Source organism: Paraburkholderia sp. MM5384-R2 (genome assembly GCF_014201025.1).
GTDB classification, from domain to species: Bacteria; Pseudomonadota; Gammaproteobacteria; order Burkholderiales; family Burkholderiaceae; genus Paraburkholderia; species Paraburkholderia tuberum.
The window spans coordinates 17,499-34,084 of record NZ_JACHDI010000026.1; the positions used below are offsets into that span (position 1 = coordinate 17,499).

Genomic DNA, 16,586 nt, shown 5'->3' on the forward strand with positions numbered 1-16,586 from the left:
ACGACAAACCCATGAGCTTCCAGCTAGCCAGTCTCGATCATCTCGTTCTGAACGTCGCCGACGTCGAAGTGAGCGCGGCGTGGTACGCGCGGATGCTCGGCATGCGACGCACCGAGTTCGCGTCGCGCACCGGCACGCGCGTGGCGATGAACTACGGTAATCAGAAGATCAATCTGCGTCCCGCGTCGGCCGATACCGTCGCCTGGTTCACGTCGCGCGAGGCGGTGCCGGGCACGGCGGACCTGTGCTTCGTGACCACCGCAAGCCCGGACGACGTCAAGGCGCACTGGCTCGCGCAAGGCGTCGCTATCGAGGCGGGGCCGGTGGAGCGCGACGGCGCGCGCGGCAAGATGACCTCGGTGTATTGCCGCGACCCGGACGGCAACCTGATCGAGGTCGCCACGTATCCGTCTGCTTGAGCGGGCTTGGAAATCGCGGCCATTGCTCATATGCTCAGGGGCGAGGCGGGGAACTGAGCCCGTCCATTCGGGTCTGCTGCTTATTCATTACAGGAGTCCCCCCATGTCGCGTCCCGTCGATTTCGGCATTATTTTCATCGCCCGTCTTGCGCTTTCCGTGCTGTTCCTGTGGAGCGGGGTGATGAAACTGCTGGGCTATGCGGGCTTCGTCGGCTACCTGCATTCGAAAGGTGTGCCGTTCGTGCAGATCGCCGCGCCGATCGCAACCGCGATCGAGGTGCTCGGCGGCCTGCTGCTCGTGGTCGGCTTCAAGGTACGGCCGCTCGCGCTGGTCATGGCGGCGTATACGGTCGCGACGGCGGTGCTCGGCCACGACTTCTGGAATATCACCGACCCTGCGTTGCAGCACGACATGGTGATTCATTTCTGGAAGAACATCGGAATCGCGGGCGGTTTCCTGCTGCTGTTCGTTACCGGCGCGGGGCGTCTGAGCATCGACAACGCGCGCGCGCCGCGCGGCGGACTCGGCGGCCTGTAAAGCGGGCTGTAAAGCGTGAGCGCGCGCAGTCGGCGCGGCCCGCATCCTGCTACACGGCAGGATTCCAATCCGCGCCAATCATGGGAGCAGATGATGATTCAGAACTTCGAGCAAATGATCGGCGGCAAGCTCACGCAACTGTGCGCGAGTCTCGGCGAAGGGCCGACGTCGCATCGTGTCATCATCAGCCTCGCCGAGTCGGCGAAGACGCTGGTGGTTCTGGATGCGTCCGGATTCATCGGCACGCTGAAGGCGGACATCGAGGACCCGGAAAAGCTGGTCGCGGATGCGATCGCCAAGGCGCGCAACGAAGGCCTGATCGAGCGCGCAATCGCTACCGGCACGATTCAGGAGGCGTCGCTGTAGGCGCCTGCATTACACACCGCTTACTTACTCGCGGCGCTCGCGCCGCGCGCAGACGATGCCGCCGCGTGCGGCTCCGGATGCACGAAACACGCGAGCACGAGAGCCAGCACCAGCAGTCCCACCGAAATAGCCGTCGCCGCTTGCATCGCCGGCACGATCTGCGTCGCGGCCGCACCGCCCGCGAGCGCGCCGAAGGCTGCCACACCCACCGCGCCGCCGGCCTGGCGCGCCGTGTTCAATACCGCCGACGCCGTGCCCGCGCGCCGCGCTTCGGTCGATGCGAGCACCGCCGTGGTCATCGCCGGCACCGCGAGTCCCATGCCCGACGGAATCAGCAAAAACGGCAGCAGCAGGCCAATCAGCGGCGTCTCGGCGTCGACGAGATGCAGCAGACCATAGCCGAGACCGGCCGTGATCGCGCCGAGGATCATCGGCACGCGCACTCCCAGGCGGCCGATCACCCAGCCGCTCGCGACGTTCGAGATCAGGAAGCCGCCCGTCAGCGGCAGGAACGCGAGGCCCGCCTGCAACGGCGTGTAGCCGCGCACGCGCTGCAGGTAAAGGCTCAGCACGAACACCATGCCGTAATAGGTCAGATTCACGCAGATGCCGAACAGCACCGCCGCGCTGAACGTGCGCGTGCCGAACAGCGACAGCGGCAGCATCGGGCGCGCGACGCGCGCTTCGACGAACACGAACGCACCCGCCGCCAGCAGCGCCAGCACGAAGCCGCCGGCGACCAGCGGATGCGCGAGCCCGAGCGGCCGCCATTCGATCACCGCGGCGACGAACGCGGTTAGCGCGACGATCGCGAGACACTGGCCGCCGAGATCGATGCCGCGTGGCGTCGCGCCGGTGTTGCCGCGAGCGGCGGCCGGCACGCCGCGTTGCGAGGTTTGCGGACGCGGAATCCACAGCAGTGTCGCGAGCAGGCCGGCCGCGCAGATCGGTAGATTGACGAGAAAGATGCTGCGCCAGCCGAACGCGGCGATCAGCAGGCCGCCAGCCACCGGGCCGGCCGCGATCGAAATCGCGCCGGAGGCGGTCCACAGGCCGACCGCGCGTGCCCGCAGCTTCGGTTCGTGGCCGAACGACTGGTTGAGCAGCGCGAGCGAATTCGGCAGCATCGCGGCCGCGCCGATGCCTTGCACCGCGCGTGCGGCGATCAGCATCGGGGCGTCGAGCGCGAGCCCGCAGGCCAGCGACGCGAGCGCGAACAGCACGATTCCGCACGCATACATTCGCCGCGCGCCGAGGCGGTCGCCGAGCGCGCCGGCCGACAGCATCAGCACCGCAAACGCGAGCGTGTACGCATCGACGACCCATTGCAGGCCCGCGACGTTCGCGTGCAGGTCCGCGCCGATTCGTGGCAACGCGATGTTGACGATGGTCACGTCGAGCTGCGTGACCACGAAGCCGACGCTGACGGTCGCGAGAACGCGACCGAGGGCGGGCGAGAAGGAGGGTGTGGATGAGTTCATGACCGCATCGTAAGCCTGATGCGGCGCGCCACGTTTCGGCGTGGCGTGAAGTATGGATGTCGCCGGATCAACGCGCCCGCGGCGCATCCTTGATGAACAGCGTGGTCAGCGCGCCCAGCACGCAGATCGCCGCGACGTACAGCGGCGCGGCCAGCGGGTTCGACTTCATCATCAGCGATACGGCGATCGGCGTCAGACCGCCGAACACCGCATACGCGACGTTGTACGAGAACGAGATGCCCGAGAAGCGCACCACCGGCGGGAATCCGCGGACCATCACGAGCGGAATCGCGCCGATCACGCCGACGAAAAGTCCGGCCAGTGCATACAGCGGTACGAGCAGGGACGTATCGACGGCCAACTGGCGAAACATCACGTAGTACGTGATCGCAAGCGCAACGCCGCCGACGAAAATCGTGCGACCCGCGCCAATGCGTCCGGCGATCGAACCCGCCACCACGCAGCCGATCGTCAGGCACAGCGTCGCGACACAGTTCGCGAGCAGCGCGGTGGCCGGCTCGATGTGAAATTGCTTTTGCAGCAGCGTCGGCGTCATCAGGATCACGACGACGATCGCCGCCGACAGCATCCAGGTGAGCAGCATCGACACGATCACCGCGCGGCCGTGATCGCGCAGTACGGCCTTCAGCGGCACTTCCGCGGCGATCGCCTTGCGTTGCTTCAGTTCGGCGAACACCGGCGTCTCGTGCAGCCAGCGGCGCAGATAGACCGAGAACAGACCGAACACGCCGCCGATGAGGAACGGAACACGCCACGCATATTCGGAAATATCGGCCGGCGTGAAATGGCGATTGACCGCCGACGCAATCAGCGAGCCGAGCAGAATGCCCGCCGTGAGGCCGGCTGTCAGCGTGCCGCACGCATAGCCGACGTGCCGCCCGGGCACATGCTCTGCGACGAACACCCATGCGCCCGGGACTTCGCCGCCGACCGCCGCGCCCTGCATCACGCGGAACAGCAATAGCAGCACCGGCGCGAGCACGCCGATGCTCGCGTAGGTGGGCATCAGGCCCATCAGCAGCGTCGGCACCGACATCAGCAGCACGCTCAGCGTGAACATGCGCTTGCGGCCGAACAGGTCGCCAAAGTGCGCCATGATGACGCCGCCGAGCGGCCGCGCCAGATAACCGGCCGCGAAAATGCCGAAGGTCTGCACCTGACGCAGCCAGTCCGGCATCGCCGCCGGGAAGAACAGCTGGCCGATCGCCGGCGCGAAGAAAACGAAGATGATGAAGTCGTAAAACTCGAGCGCTCCGCCGAGCGCGGCGAGACCGAGTGTCTTGTAATCGCTGTGCCCAAGCGGGCGGGGGGTGACAGCCTGCGCTCCACCCAGATTTGTCGCTTGCATTGCCATGTCTTTTGATGAATTGTGAGCCACGCGGGAGACGCGTGGACATACGGCGGTCGTCGGGCGAGAAGTGTGGCAGGCGCTGGGTAGAGCACGGGACACGGGCGCGCCGTCCTGATAGGGCGGGCGCCCTGACGACGGAGGCCGGCGCGGATTTTACAGGATGAAAGCGGAAGTCCTGCGGAAGCGCCCAGTTGGGCGAAGAAAGCGGCGGAAAATCGGAATGCTCCGAAGGGAGGGACCGGGGTGCGGCTCGGAGAATGGCCTGCATGTCCTTGTCGAGAGCCCATCCCATGCGCGTTGCAGTTCTTCAGCGTGACCCGGTCATGCGTCAGTCCATTGAATCAAGTCTGGTGAGAGCCGGCCATTTCTGCGCGGCCTATGACGACGGCGTTGCGTTGTCGAGGTCGCTCGTGCGCTCCACGATGGATCTGCTGGTGCTCGACTGGCAGGAGATGCGGCCCGCCGGCGCGGACCTGTTGCGCTCGGTGCGCCGCGTGGCAGGCGAGCACGTGCCGATCATGTTCGTGTCGAACGACGGCTCGGAGGAAAGCATGGTGCGCGCGCTCGCCGGCGGTGCCGACGATTACCTCGCGTTGCCGCTGCGGGACGCCGAGTTTCGCGCGCGAGTCGCGGCGCTTCTGCGGCGCGCGTATCCGGAGCGTTTCAGCGCCGCGACCTGTTTCGAGATCGGCCCCTATTGCTTCGACACGATCCGCCGGGCGGTCACGCTGCGCGGCGAGCCGGTGCCGCTGTCGCCCACCCAGTACCGGATCGCGGCGCTGTTCTTTTCCAACGTCGATCGCGTGATGTCGCGCGACCATATCTTCGCGACGGTGTGGGGCCGCGAACTGCGCGAGTTCACGCGGACCATCGACAGTCACGTGTCACGGCTGCGTCTGCTGCTCGCGATCGAGCCGCACAACGGTTTCCGGCTGCAGCCGGTATACAGAAGCGGCTACCGGTTGCTGCAGCTTCACGACCATGTGCTCAGGGAGTGAAGATTCGCAGTCGGCGCGCACGGCATGAGGTCGCCACGGCCAGGTATATGCTGAAATCCGCGTTGCAGCCCGTCGCGCTCGCCAGCGGTGTTCATTCTCCTTACGTGTCCGTATCGGTTAGCCGGGTTGCCGCGTTTGCGCCGAGGGTCGTCGACGCCGATACCGAATAGCGGGACGTTTCGCGCGCCGCGCGCGCGGCGGCTCACGCATCGCGCCGCTATGCCGAAATCGTCTCAATCCGCGCGCACGCGCACCAAGACCCACCGGCCCGCGATTCCTACCATGGGTGACATGAAAACCCTCAACATCATCGACTCGCACACCGGCGGTGAGCCCACCCGCCTCGTGGTGTCGGGTGGCCCGGATCTGGGCGGCGGCACGCTCGCGCAACGGCTCGAGGTGTTCCGCACCCGCTTCGACGACTGGCGCGCCGGCATCGTCACCGAACCGCGGGGCTCGGACGTGGTGGTCGGCGCGTTGCTCTGCGAGCCCGACGATCCGACTTGCGCGGCCGGCGTGATCTTCTTCAACAACGTCGGCTATCTCGGCATGTGCGGGCACGGCACCATCGGGCTCGTCGTGTCGCTCGCGCACATGGGGCGGATCGGGCCGGGACGACACCGCATCGAAACGCCGGTCGGCATGGTCGAGGCGACGCTGAACGAAGACGGCGGCGTCGCGGTGCGCAACGTGCCCGCGTATCGCCACCGCAAGGCGGTGCAGGTCGACGTGCCAGGCTATGGCGCACTGACCGGCGACATCGGCTGGGGCGGCAACTGGTTTTTCCTCGTCGCCGAGCATGGGCACGTGCTCGAAGCCGCGAACATCGCGAGCCTGACGGCTTTCAGCTCGGCGATTCGCGACGCGCTGATCGCACGGAACATCACCGGCGCGAACGGCGCGCTGATCGACCATATCGAGCTGTTCGGACCGGGCTCGCGCGAGGGCCTCGACAGCCGCAGCTTCGTGCTGTGTCCCGGCAATGCGTACGACCGCTCGCCGTGTGGCACCGGCACGAGCGCGAAGCTCGCGTGTCTCGCGGCCGACGGCAAGCTCGCCGAAGGCGCGATGTGGCGCCAGGAGAGCATCATCGGCAGCGTGTTCGAGGCGAGCTATCGCACGGCGGGCGACGGCGTCCACGTGATTCCGACCGTCACCGGTCACGCGCACATCATGGCCGAAGGGCGTCTGTGTTTCGACGAGCGCGACCCGTTCGCGTGGGGTATCCGGACCGCATGAGCCCGGACGCGCTGATCATCGGAGCGGGTATCGTCGGTGCCGCGTGCGCGGCGGAACTGGCCGCGCTCGGCATGCGCGTCGAGGTGCTCGACGCGCAGCGCATCGGCGGCGGCGCGACGGCGGCCGGCATGGGCCATATCGTCGTGATGCACGACTCGCCCGCCGAATTCGCGCTGAGCCGCTATTCGCGCGAGCTATGGCTCGAGCTCGCGCCGCAGCTGCGCGCGCGCGACGCGTTCGCGCGCTGCGGCACGCTGTGGGTCGCAGCCGACGACGAAGAACGGCAAGCCGCCCGCGCAATGCAGGCGGCGTTTGAGAGCCAGGGCGTCGCCGCGCAATTGCTGGACTCGGCCGAACTGCGCGCCTGCGAACCGGCGCTCGCACCATCGATGGCGGGCGGCTTGCGCATCGAGCACGACAGCATCGTGTATGCGCCGACCGCCGCCGAATGGCTGCTCACGCAGTCGCCGCATGCGGCGAATATCAGCGTGCGACCCGGAGCGCCGGTCGCGTCGGTCGGTGCGGGTGGCGTGACCCTGGCGTGCGGCGAGCGCACCAGCGCGGCGCACGTGGTCGTCGCGAACGGCCTCGGGGCGGCGCAATTGTTGCCGTGGCTGCCGTTGCAGCCGAAGAAAGGCCATCTGCTGATCACCGACCGCTACCCGGGGCTGATCCGTCATCAACTGCTCGAACTTGGCTATATCAAGAGCGCGCATCACGCGACCGGCACGTCGGTCGCGTTCAACGCACAGCCGCGTCCGACCGGGCAACTGCTGATCGGCTCGTCGCGCCAGTTCGAAACAACCGATCCGGCCGTCGAGATGCCGGTGCTCGCCCAGATGCTGCAACGCGCCGCGCAGTATCTGCCGCGGTTGCCGGCGCTCAGCGGCATCCGCGCGTGGACGGGGTTTCGCGCGGCGTCGCCGGACGGCCTGCCGCTGATCGGACCGGCCGGCGAGTTCGCGCCCGACGTCGGCTCTGGCTCCGCATCCCGCCTATGGCTCGCGGTCGGCCACGAAGGGCTTGGCGTGACGACCTCGCTCGCGACCGCGAAACTACTCGCGGCGCAGATCGCGGGCCATGCCGCGCCGATTCCGTGCGAACCTTATCTACCGGTGCGTTTTGCAGAGCAGGTGGCCCATGACCGACACTGACGCGGCCCGCATCCGTTTGACCGTCGACGGCCGCAGCATCGAAGTGAAACCCGGCACGACCATAGCCGCGGCGCTCGCGATCGCGGGTGTGCGCGGCTCGCGGCTGTCGGTCAAGGGCGAGCCGCGCGAAGCCTTGTGCGGGATGGGCGTGTGCCAGGAGTGCCGCGTGACGATCGACGGTCGCGCGCACGCGCTCGCGTGCCAGACGCTATGCCGCGACGGCCAGCGCGTGCAGACACGAAACGGGGCAGTACACGCATGACGCAGCACTTCGACATCGTGGTGATCGGTGGTGGTCCGGCCGGGCTCAATGCCGCGCGGGCGGCGGCGCAGGCGGGCGCGACGGTCGCGCAGATCGATGACAATCCGCGCGCCGGCGGCCAGGTCTGGCGCCAGGGGCCCGCCTATCCGCCGCAAGCAGCGTTGCATGCGTTGCTCGCGGCGTTGCAATCGCAGCAAAACTTCACTTACTGGCCATCGACGCGCGTGATCGCGCCGCTCGGCGCCCAAGGCTTGCTGCTCGAATCCGCCGAACACGGCGGCGTGTCGATCACCTATGACAGGCTGATTCTTGCGACCGGCGCGCGCGAGCGTCTTCTGCCGTTTCCCGGCTGGACCTTGCCCGGCGTGACCGGCGCGGGCGCATTGCAGGCGCTGATCAAAGGCGGCATGCCGGTGCGCGACGAACGGATCGTGATCGCCGGCAGCGGCCCGCTACTGATGGCCGCGCTCGCCACCGCGCGAGAAGCGGGCGCGCGCGTGATCGCGGTGGTCGAGCAGGCATCGGCGGCCGAGGTCGGGCGTTTCGGCGTGTCGCTGCTGCGCGAGCCCGCGAAGCTGCGTCAGGCGATCAGCCTAACGCGCGGCTTCGCGGGACTGCGCTATTGGACCGGCAGCATCGTGCGCGAAGCCCGTGGCGCGCAGCGCGTGCAACAGGTGACGATCCGGCGCGGTGAACGCGAGGTGACGCTCGATTGCGACCGCGTCGCGTGCGGCTTCGGACTGCTGCCGAACGTCACGCTTGCCCAGGCGCTCGGCTGCGCGATCAACGACGCGGGCGAAATCGTCGTCGACGACGGACAGCGCACCTCGCTCGAACGCGTTTATGCAGCGGGCGAGTGCACGGGCGTCGGCGGCGCTGAGCTCGCTGGCGCGGAAGGCGAGATCGCCGGTCTCGTGGCGAGCGGTGCGGCGAGCACGCAACGCGCCGCGCTGGCGGCGCTCGTCGCGCAACGCGCGCGCTGGCGGGGCTTTGGCGCGCGCGTCGCGGCGTCGTTCGCATTGGGCGAGGCCGCGCGCACGCCGCCCGCCGACGCGACGCTGTTGTGCCGTTGCGAGGACGTGAGCGTCGGCGAGGTGCGCCGCTGCGCCGACTGGCGTGACGCGAAACTGCAGACGCGCTGCGGTATGGGCCCTTGCCAGGGGCGCATCTGCGGGGCGGCCGCGAGCCTGTACTTCGGCTGGCCGACCGCCGCGGCGCGTCCGCCGTTCAGTCCGGCGCAAATCGGCACGCTGATGAGCGCCGCCGAACCGCCGACTGCGGCGCCATGACGGCTCCGCGCTTACCCTCGGTAGATATTGGCGGGCGACGCGCGGCTCTATAATCGACCGCAATCAACCGCACGAGCAGGCTGCCCGGCCGCACCGGCGCAGCGATCCGCGAACGCAACCTAACGCAATCAACCAGGCACGCACCCACGGAACCGCATGATGAACACGCTGGCGCATCCGCTCGAAACTGACGATACGACGCTGTCCGGCATGCTGTCGCATTTCAGGTTGCTCGAGCCGGTATTCGATGCAATGCCGGACGTCGTGTTCTTCGTCAAGGACGCCGACGCGCGGTATGCGCTCGTCAACCGCACGCTCGCTTCGCGTTGCGGCTTCAAGGAAAAGGCCGCGCTGCTCGGCAAGACCGCGGAAGACGTGTTTCCGCGCCGCTTCGGGCGCATCTATACCGCGCAGGACAAGGCGATCATCGGCGTCGGCAACCAGATGCTCGATCAGCTCGAACTGCATCTGTATCCGGGCCGTCAACCGGGCTGGTGCCTGACCTGCAAACAGCCGTTGCGCGATGCGACCGGCAAGGTGGTCGGCCTCGCCGGCATCTCCCGCGATCTGAAAGCCGACGAAAGCAGCCATCCGGCCTACAGCCGGCTTGCCGCCGTCGTGCAGTCGATCCAGCAGAATTACGTGCAGCCGCTGAACCTGAAGCAGCTTGCGGCGATGGCGGACATGTCGGTCGCGCAGCTGGAGCGCTACTTTCACAAGGTGTTTCATCTGACGCCGCGCCAGGTGCTCCTGAAAACGCGACTCGATGCGGCGACCGCTCTGCTGGTGTCGCACGACAAGGTCACCGACGTCGCCGCGCGTTGCGGCTACACCGATCACAGCGCGTTCACACGGCAATTCAAGGCGACCGTCGGCGTCACACCGACCGAATACCGGATGTTGCTGCACGGTACGCTGCGCGGCTGAACGGCGTCGGGCGTGTCATGGCGGGTCGCGCGCATCACTACTACGTGTACGTCGTCGCGCTCGACGACAAGGTGTGGAACGAGACGCGCTTTCGTCGCGCGAATCCTGATTACCGTTTCGACAACAGTTACGATAGATAGAGCTTGATGCGCCGAGGTTGTGCGTTGCCGAGTGCGAGCGGCGCATCGTGATCAACTGCCGACGATGCGCCACTTTCTCGTGAGGTTCACTACTGGATGAGCAGCAGCCGGCAAATTCGCTGCCTTGATTGCTCGCTCTCATTTCCGGACCTGGAGAGTCCGATCTGCTACGTAGGTGTACCGCACAATATTGAACGCTGCCGAAGCAGCATTAGGCCTTCTGCCAGCACGGCGAAAGATCGGCTCGATTCCGTCTTTGCTCACGTCGAGGCGACAATCAGACGACGACCGCAGAAATTGCGCAAAGCTGAGAAAAAACTTCGAACTGTTCCATCTCGCCGATCTTATAGCGCATAGACATGACGCCGGCTAGGCTAATTCGCAGCTGATGAACACGGTGCGATCAGTCTAACTAACGTAAATGCTGTTCGTGCAGTTCGTCCGCGCTCCCTTATCTCCCGTACCTTGACGAGTACGCGCCAGTCCGTGCGCGAAATTTCGCGAGGATTTATGGGTGGTTGACCCAGTTCCGCCTCCCCAGCTAGTTGACGCAGAACATCCCGACTAACAGGCCCACTCAGCGTCGCAGCGTCACCATCTTTCGAAGTGTGGAGCTCGAATCGCTTCGAGTCTGGCAGCAAGAAAAGTGCGCCCTGAAACTCCTGCCCACTCTCATCAATTTCGATCGCCTCTGTGCGCGCCCTCGCTCGGTTGACCGCAATTCGATCAAGTAGAACGTCACGCTCGTCCTCAACCAATCGGACCGTCGCCTCACTGTCGTCGAGGCGCTTGAAGAATTTGCGCAAGGACAGCAGAATTCGCCCGTCCAACGCCTCCGTCGCGCTTTGAAACTCTGCCTCGCTCGCAGACGAAATCTGCCCTAAGAGTTCGGCAACCTCGTCGACTACGTCTTTGAGAACGGTATCAATCATCGCGCCATCGTCCCCGGCTTCCTCTAGTACGAAGCCAAACGATCCACGTGCCACGTCAGTGACGACAAGCTGCGCATTACCTTTCAGCGGTACGCGACCACGCTCGCTGAGCGCACCCAACTCTCGAGCCGCCAAACATTTACGAATCAGCTCCTGCACGTCATCTAACGCACCCCCGGCGAAGTCGGCATTGATGCCACGAGATCCTTGTACGGGCTCGCCACCAAAGAAAATCGCAACCGAAGCATGAGGGTTATAAGACGCTCGAGTCTCTTCTAACTGTCGTTCCAGTTCTGCCTTCCTCATCCTGAACTGATAAACACCGGTAGGGTCGTCTCTAGACGAACGGGAAGCCAAGAGCGCGTTCACAGAAGACAGATCCGCTGCAAGCGCGTCCATTTTCAGTTTTTTGAGCATTGCTTCTCCTATCCCAAAAGAACCAACGCGTCATCGTCATTAGACTCGAGCCCCACCCATACCATTCCCTTCCAAAGAAAGGTCTCCCGTTGATGCGAGAACAGGCCGTACCAATAGCGCACATCGTCGACGAGATAGTGAGCGGGTTTTTGCATATCGATGAAGAACACCTCGCAGTGAAGACGGGCTTTCAACCCCCAAGGATTAAACAGCGCCTCATTTTTTTCGAACCACTCATAGAACATGTCACTGTCTTGTAGATGCTCGGGCCTATAAGCGTATGTAACGACGTCGATATCACCTGGCGGCCGTCCCCGCATCCTTTCAACGTCTTCACAAAAGCTGCCGTCCAGCCACTGAAAGCCGTGCACGAATCCTGCGGCTCGCAATTCGGAACGATACGCCAACAGGCCACGAAGGATCTTTCGGCGCTCTTCCGATGCGCCGAATCGAAAAACGACCTCCGCCATACTGGCGTAGTACGGCGATCCGGTAGCGCGATCAGTAGGCGATTCACCCGCGAAGGGCGGCAAAACAAGCGATGCATTGAATCCTGGTAACACGAATGTACTCCGTCTCGTCGGATTTCTGTTGTTCGCTGTCCGCAGATGCCGGGAGCTCGGCGCCTCAACGCGGCCCGCGAATTGTATCTGGCCAGTCGGGGTTTGGTCTAACGAAATAACCGTAACTGGCCGTGTCCAGTCGCAAGCCTTTCGATGGCCGCTGACAGACCTCCCAAATCCTCCGAATTAAGTCCTAAACCCTTGTTCGACAGGGGTTTTGAGCGAATTTGCCTTAGTTTATATTCGGTACGTTTTGACAAGCCATGTACGTCGGCATGACGGGGCCCGATCCGGACTTGCGCTTCGATCGGCACAAGGCGGGCGTTTAGGCCAACTGTTACGTGCGCGACTACGGCTTGCCTCCGATGCCCGAACTGTACGAAGTGTTCAACCCGATGCCTTACCGCGGAGCACAGGATATGGAGGTGGAACTGGCGATCGGAAGCGGGGTATGGGGTGTGGCAGGCTTGAAAGGCTTGACGCCGCCGAATTCCATTGTCACGAACGTGCTCGCCGCCATGCGATGACGCTGGCCGGCACTACCAATGCGATGGCGACGATATATCCCGAAACAATCAGCACAAAGTTGCCCCAAGCTTCGACATCGTAGGCGTCGGGCTCCCAATTGGGATATAGGCAACGCAGTAGCCATCGAACGGACCCGGCAAACCATAACGGTATCTGGAACGATAGTTGTTGCGTGCCCCATGCGAATGCAGTGCCCAATGCGACCCATATCCCAAGTGCACTGATGCACCATCGAAGCAATCGGGCGTATCTCATCGCACTTCTACTCGCCCGTAAGCTCGCATGTTAGTTCCTGGTATTGGCAGCGTTGGCGAAGTCCGACGGATATAGCGCTGCAGCCGCTCAAAGCCAGCCAGATCTTTTACGGTAATGCAACCTTGGCTTAGATGCCTCGACCCTTCGGGATGAAGGCGGAATTGACCCCGCCGGATGCCTTGAATCATCGTCACGTCGCCGCCGTGAGGATTCCACAGCGTGAACCATTTGTGCCGATCACTACTTCCGAAGTGTTCACCGATAAAGTCCCTTAGTCCCCCGATGCGTCCGCCGGATTGGCGGTCAATCAGGTAGTACGTGCCGGGAGGTATCGGGCCGACATCCACATCCGCGACATTGTCGGGATTGTCCCTGCCGGCTCTCTGACCTGAATAGGCCTCGACCGCGCCAAAGCCTGAACAGACGAATCGTGAAGTTTCTTTCCGATTGAACTCGAAGGTACAGCTTACAGTCATTGGTTTTTGCTCCAGAATTCCCTGAGGTGGCGGAGCAATGACTATTGCGTGTACGTCGGTGCCAGACAATCGGAGCGTTCTTAAAGATGCCTCGCATGTCTACGAAGCTGATGCAGAAGCGCGGCGGTCTGATCTATCGCCAACAACGTAGGCCACGCTCAATGGCTGTGCCTGAATAGAAAAAAGCCGCGTCAACGCAAAGCGCTGACGCGGCCTCAGATGACCGGGTCGCGAGCCGATCTGCTTACTTCACCCCAAGCCCTCGCAACACCGCATTACCCTCGGACGTCAGACGGATATGCGGCGTGCCCGCATCGTTCGAAACGGTCTCGACGAGACCTGCTTCGTAAAGCTGCGGAATTTCGGGTTTTGCGGATGCATCGATCGGCGCGTGCAGCAGCAGCAGCAGCGTCGCAAGTTCGTGATGGCTCAACAGACGGCGCAGGATAGTAGGCCGTTTGGCCGGTGTGTCGTTGGTGTTCGGTTCGGGCTGGTTCATGGAGCGCACCTGGTACGGGGACATGTCCGGGGATCTTGCGGACGAAGTCTTAAACGATTCTTAAGACTCCATTGTCCTGTAACACCGTGACATGAACGTTGCAATGGATCAGATTCCGGCGCCTGCAACTTCGCCTTTATGCGCCACAAAGCCTTACGGCGCGCAGGTTTTGCTTGCCGATTCGATCCACAGGTTGCTTACATGACGCTTGCCCGCATAGAAACGGTAAGTTGTCGCGCCGTTGTCGCTGCGTACCTTGACGACGTTCGAGTCGCCGAAGTCGAGCATCTGACCCTGCGGGATCCCGGTCGACTTGAACGCGGCGTTGTGATGATTGGCCATCTGCGTCAGACAGGCGACCACGTCGTCGACGGAACGCTGTGTCGTCGTGTCCGTGACGGGTTCGCCGGAATCCGGGTCTTTCTGGAAATACGCGCAAGCGCTGAGCAGCAGCGAAAGGGACAGGACTGCAGCGAACTTCTTCATATCTCTCCTGGCGTTGATTCGGCGATTCGGCTGAGCAGGCGCCATTATATCGAGACGGCGAGCCTGCCCCGATCGGGGACGCAGGTCGCCTGCCTGAAAAGACGAAATCCGTATCGACGCGGCGAGTTCCAATGACGAAGCCGCCGTCGTGCCTCCGGTGTCCGCCCGTTACTTGCGCCGCTGCGCCTGCGCCGCGAGCCGCACCGCCGCATTGGCCGCGCCGTAGCCGTCATAGCCGCCGCGCCGCTCGACGATCTCGAGGAAGAAGCGCTGGTCGAGTTGCTCCGTATAAGCGTGGAAAAACTCGCCGCCGCGTTCGTCGCGGTCGTACAGGATATTGTTCGCGCGCATCGCTTCGAGCAGCGTGTCGGACAGCGCGAAGCGGGCCGCGAGGTCGTCGTAGTAATTGCGCGGAATGCGCAGGATCGGCACGCCGTCGGCGACGAACTCGGGGAGAGCACTGAAGATGTCGCCGGTACTGAACGCGACGTGGTTCAGTCCGGAGCCGTGATACGTGTGCAGCGCCTCGGCCACCGCCGTATGGCGATCCACCGATGCATTCAGCGCGATCCGCACCGAGCCGTCGGGGCTGCGCAGCGCGCGGCTGCGCACGAGGCCGTACGGATCGGGAACGAGCACCCCCGGCTCGGCCAGGAAGCCGAACGCGGTGCGCAGAAACAGCACCCACGTATCGAGCGCACTCGCCGGCACCGACAGACACACGTGATCGATGCGCTCGAGCGGTCCCACCTCGGTCGGGCCGTTGACGTCGGTCAGCACGAAATCGGCCTCGAACAGCGTGGGCTGATCGGGCGTTTCGTCGACGAAATAGTTGAGGCTGCCATCCGGCGCCTGCACGGCCGGCAGCACGCGCTCGTTCGGCCCGATCTGGCCGGAGAACGGCGCGTAGCCAAAGCCGGCCGCGCGCTCGAATGCGTGGCTCGCGTCATCGACACGAAACGCCGATGCGCACAGCGACAAACCATGCTGCTGAAAAAACGCGTTCGCGAACGAATCGGGCTCGGCGTTCAGCACGATCGAGGCCGCGCCGTGCTGATACAGCGTTACGTCCTTCGAGCGATGCTGGCCGGCCTGGCGAAAGCGCAGCTTGCCGAGCCAGTCGGCGAGCTGCGTGCGCGTGGTGTGATCGACCGCGAATTCGAGGAACTGATAGCCGACGTGCGCGGGCGCGGCGGGCGAGCGGTACAGGCCGCCTGTCGTCTTGCGCGGCTGCTGTTGCTCTTCGAGCAGCGCGCGAGTTTGCTCTTCGAGGAACAACAATGAGCGATGGCCATCGGCGGCCGTGATCGTGGTGGGGGCGGCGCGAAAGCCGTCGTTGAAGATTTCCAGCGAAAGCGGGCCCTTGTAGCCAGCTTTGACGACCTGCGCGGTGAAGTTCGCGAGATCGAAGTCGCCCTGGCCGGGGAAGCAGCGGTAGTGGCGGCTCCATTCGAGCACGTCCATCGCAAGCTTCGGCGCGTCCGCGATCTGCACGAACGCGATGCGCTCGCCAGGAATGTCGGCGATCGCGTCGGGCGTGTCGTTCAGCGACAGCGTATGAAAGCTGTCGAGCACGAGCCCGAGATTCGGATGATTCACTGCGTCGACAAGCTTCCACGCGTGGCGATAGGTCTTTACGTGCCTGCCCCAGGCGAGCGCTTCGTAACCGGCGACCACGCCAGCCGCTTCGGCCGCGCGGGCGAGCGCGCCCAACTGGTCGATCATCAGCGAGTCGTTGCAGATCGTGTCCGGCGACACGTTGCTGCACACGAGGATGCGGTCCGTGCCTAGCTCGTGCATTACGTCGAACTTGCGCTTCGCGCGGTCGAGATTACGCTCGAGCCGTTCGGGACTGACGCCGTCGAAATCGCGAAACGGCTGGAACAGCATGATCTTCAGGCCGAGGTCGGCGGCGATGCGGCGCACGTCGGCGGGCGAGCCGTCGAAATACAGCAGGTCGTTCTCGAAGATTTCGACACCTTCGAAGCCCGCCGCGCGGATCGCGCTCAGCTTCTCGACGAGGGTGCCGCTAATCGACACGGTGGCAATCGAGCGTTGCATGAACGGCTCCTGCAAAAACGGACAAACGAGGGGGAAACTCAGAGAAAAACCGCGGCGGCGCGCCTGGAGGCGCGGCCTGCCGGGCTTGCTGCAATGCGCAAAAATGAGCTAGTTCGTTACGCACTGAAGCAAGACGCAGGCCAGAATACCCCACACTACCCGGGAGTTTCGATAGTCTATACAA

Annotated in this window: 18 protein-coding genes and 1 pseudogene; 11 read left to right on the forward strand and 8 right to left on the reverse strand. The window is 64.3% G+C overall.

From position 1 onward, the window contains the following. Nucleotides 1–11: 11 nt before the first annotated feature. The 3 genes from HDG37_RS30680 (at nt 12) to HDG37_RS30690 (ending at nt 1,323) form a co-directional block, all read left to right on the forward strand. Nucleotides 12–419, forward strand: coding sequence for a VOC family protein (locus HDG37_RS30680; RefSeq protein WP_090806942.1), 408 nt, complete (start codon nt 12–14; stop codon nt 417–419). A 103-nt stretch (nt 420–522) separates the two neighbouring features. Beyond that, nucleotides 523–957 (forward strand): DoxX family protein, encoded by a 435-nt coding sequence (locus HDG37_RS30685; protein ID WP_184054217.1) that lies wholly within the window; start codon nt 523–525, stop codon nt 955–957. A 93-nt stretch (nt 958–1,050) separates the two neighbouring features. After that, nucleotides 1,051–1,323 (forward strand): hypothetical protein, encoded by a 273-nt coding sequence (locus tag HDG37_RS30690; RefSeq protein WP_184054355.1) that lies wholly within the window; start codon nt 1,051–1,053, stop codon nt 1,321–1,323. A gap of 20 nt (nt 1,324–1,343) precedes the next feature. Here HDG37_RS30690 and HDG37_RS30695 read toward each other — a convergent pair whose 3' ends face one another. After that, entirely contained in the window at nt 1,344–2,804 is a 1,461-nt protein-coding gene (locus HDG37_RS30695; protein ID WP_184054219.1) for an MFS transporter, read from the reverse strand. Nucleotides 2,805–2,871: 67 nt separating this feature from the next. Beyond that, the gene (locus HDG37_RS30700) at nt 2,872–4,173 is read right to left on the reverse strand and encodes an MFS transporter (RefSeq protein WP_184054221.1); all 1,302 of its coding nucleotides are present in this window, start codon (nt 4,171–4,173) and stop codon (nt 2,872–2,874) included. A 293-nt stretch (nt 4,174–4,466) separates the two neighbouring features. Between HDG37_RS30700 and HDG37_RS30705 the strand changes: the two genes are divergently transcribed. The 7 genes from HDG37_RS30705 to HDG37_RS39665 all read left to right on the forward strand — a co-directional run bounded on the left by HDG37_RS30705 (nt 4,467) and on the right by HDG37_RS39665 (nt 10,185). Then, on the forward strand, nt 4,467–5,174 hold the full coding sequence (locus tag HDG37_RS30705; protein ID WP_184054223.1) for a response regulator transcription factor: 708 nt from the start codon (nt 4,467–4,469) through the stop codon (nt 5,172–5,174). Nucleotides 5,175–5,456: 282 nt separating this feature from the next. Next, nucleotides 5,457–6,413: a 4-hydroxyproline epimerase gene (locus HDG37_RS30710; protein WP_184054225.1), complete on the forward strand. Its 957-nt coding sequence runs from the start codon at nt 5,457–5,459 to the stop codon at nt 6,411–6,413. Continuing rightward, on the forward strand, nt 6,410–7,567 hold the full coding sequence (locus tag HDG37_RS30715; protein ID WP_184054227.1) for an FAD-binding oxidoreductase: 1,158 nt from the start codon (nt 6,410–6,412) through the stop codon (nt 7,565–7,567). Before HDG37_RS30710 ends, HDG37_RS30715 begins: the two co-directional genes overlap by 4 nt. Next, nucleotides 7,554–7,829 carry a (2Fe-2S)-binding protein gene (locus tag HDG37_RS30720; RefSeq protein WP_184054229.1) on the forward strand — a complete coding sequence of 92 codons (276 nt, stop codon included), beginning with the start codon at nt 7,554–7,556 and terminating at the stop codon, nt 7,827–7,829. The genes HDG37_RS30715 and HDG37_RS30720 overlap by 14 nt, the downstream gene beginning before the upstream one ends. Then, on the forward strand, nt 7,826–9,118 hold the full coding sequence (locus HDG37_RS30725) for an NAD(P)/FAD-dependent oxidoreductase (protein WP_184054231.1): 1,293 nt from the start codon (nt 7,826–7,828) through the stop codon (nt 9,116–9,118). The genes HDG37_RS30720 and HDG37_RS30725 overlap by 4 nt, the downstream gene beginning before the upstream one ends. Nucleotides 9,119–9,277: 159 nt before the next feature. Continuing rightward, nucleotides 9,278–10,045 carry an AraC family transcriptional regulator gene (locus tag HDG37_RS30730; RefSeq protein WP_090806925.1) on the forward strand — a complete coding sequence of 256 codons (768 nt, stop codon included), beginning with the start codon at nt 9,278–9,280 and terminating at the stop codon, nt 10,043–10,045. A 17-nt stretch (nt 10,046–10,062) separates the two neighbouring features. Next, the gene (locus tag HDG37_RS39665; protein ID WP_260335160.1) at nt 10,063–10,185 is read left to right on the forward strand and encodes a hypothetical protein; all 123 of its coding nucleotides are present in this window, start codon (nt 10,063–10,065) and stop codon (nt 10,183–10,185) included. Between the two features lie 374 nt (nt 10,186–10,559). Here HDG37_RS39665 and HDG37_RS30735 read toward each other — a convergent pair whose 3' ends face one another. Beyond that, nucleotides 10,560–11,534, reverse strand: a complete 975-nt coding sequence (locus HDG37_RS30735; RefSeq protein WP_184054233.1) for a hypothetical protein — start codon at nt 11,532–11,534, stop codon at nt 10,560–10,562. 8 nt (nt 11,535–11,542) lie between these two features. Next, nucleotides 11,543–12,097, reverse strand: a complete 555-nt coding sequence (locus tag HDG37_RS30740) for a DUF6932 family protein (protein ID WP_184054235.1) — start codon at nt 12,095–12,097, stop codon at nt 11,543–11,545. 263 nt (nt 12,098–12,360) lie between these two features. Here HDG37_RS30740 and HDG37_RS30745 point away from each other — a divergent pair. Then, nucleotides 12,361–12,568, forward strand: a pseudogene (locus tag HDG37_RS30745) (hypothetical protein); the annotation flags it as partial. 308 nt (nt 12,569–12,876) lie between these two features. Here HDG37_RS30745 and HDG37_RS30750 read toward each other — a convergent pair. The 4 genes from HDG37_RS30750 to HDG37_RS30765 all read right to left on the reverse strand — a co-directional run bounded on the left by HDG37_RS30750 (nt 12,877) and on the right by HDG37_RS30765 (nt 16,402). Next, nucleotides 12,877–13,356, reverse strand: coding sequence for a DUF2778 domain-containing protein (locus tag HDG37_RS30750; RefSeq protein ID WP_184054237.1), 480 nt, complete (start codon nt 13,354–13,356; stop codon nt 12,877–12,879). A 244-nt stretch (nt 13,357–13,600) separates the two neighbouring features. Further along, the gene (locus HDG37_RS30755) at nt 13,601–13,855 is read right to left on the reverse strand and encodes a hypothetical protein (RefSeq protein ID WP_184054239.1); all 255 of its coding nucleotides are present in this window, start codon (nt 13,853–13,855) and stop codon (nt 13,601–13,603) included. A 153-nt stretch (nt 13,856–14,008) separates the two neighbouring features. Further along, entirely contained in the window at nt 14,009–14,341 is a 333-nt protein-coding gene (locus HDG37_RS30760; RefSeq protein WP_090806920.1) for a hypothetical protein, read from the reverse strand. A gap of 168 nt (nt 14,342–14,509) precedes the next feature. Beyond that, on the reverse strand, nt 14,510–16,402 hold the full coding sequence (locus HDG37_RS30765; RefSeq protein WP_184054241.1) for a bifunctional sugar phosphate isomerase/epimerase/4-hydroxyphenylpyruvate dioxygenase family protein: 1,893 nt from the start codon (nt 16,400–16,402) through the stop codon (nt 14,510–14,512). Nucleotides 16,403–16,586 lie beyond the last annotated feature (184 nt).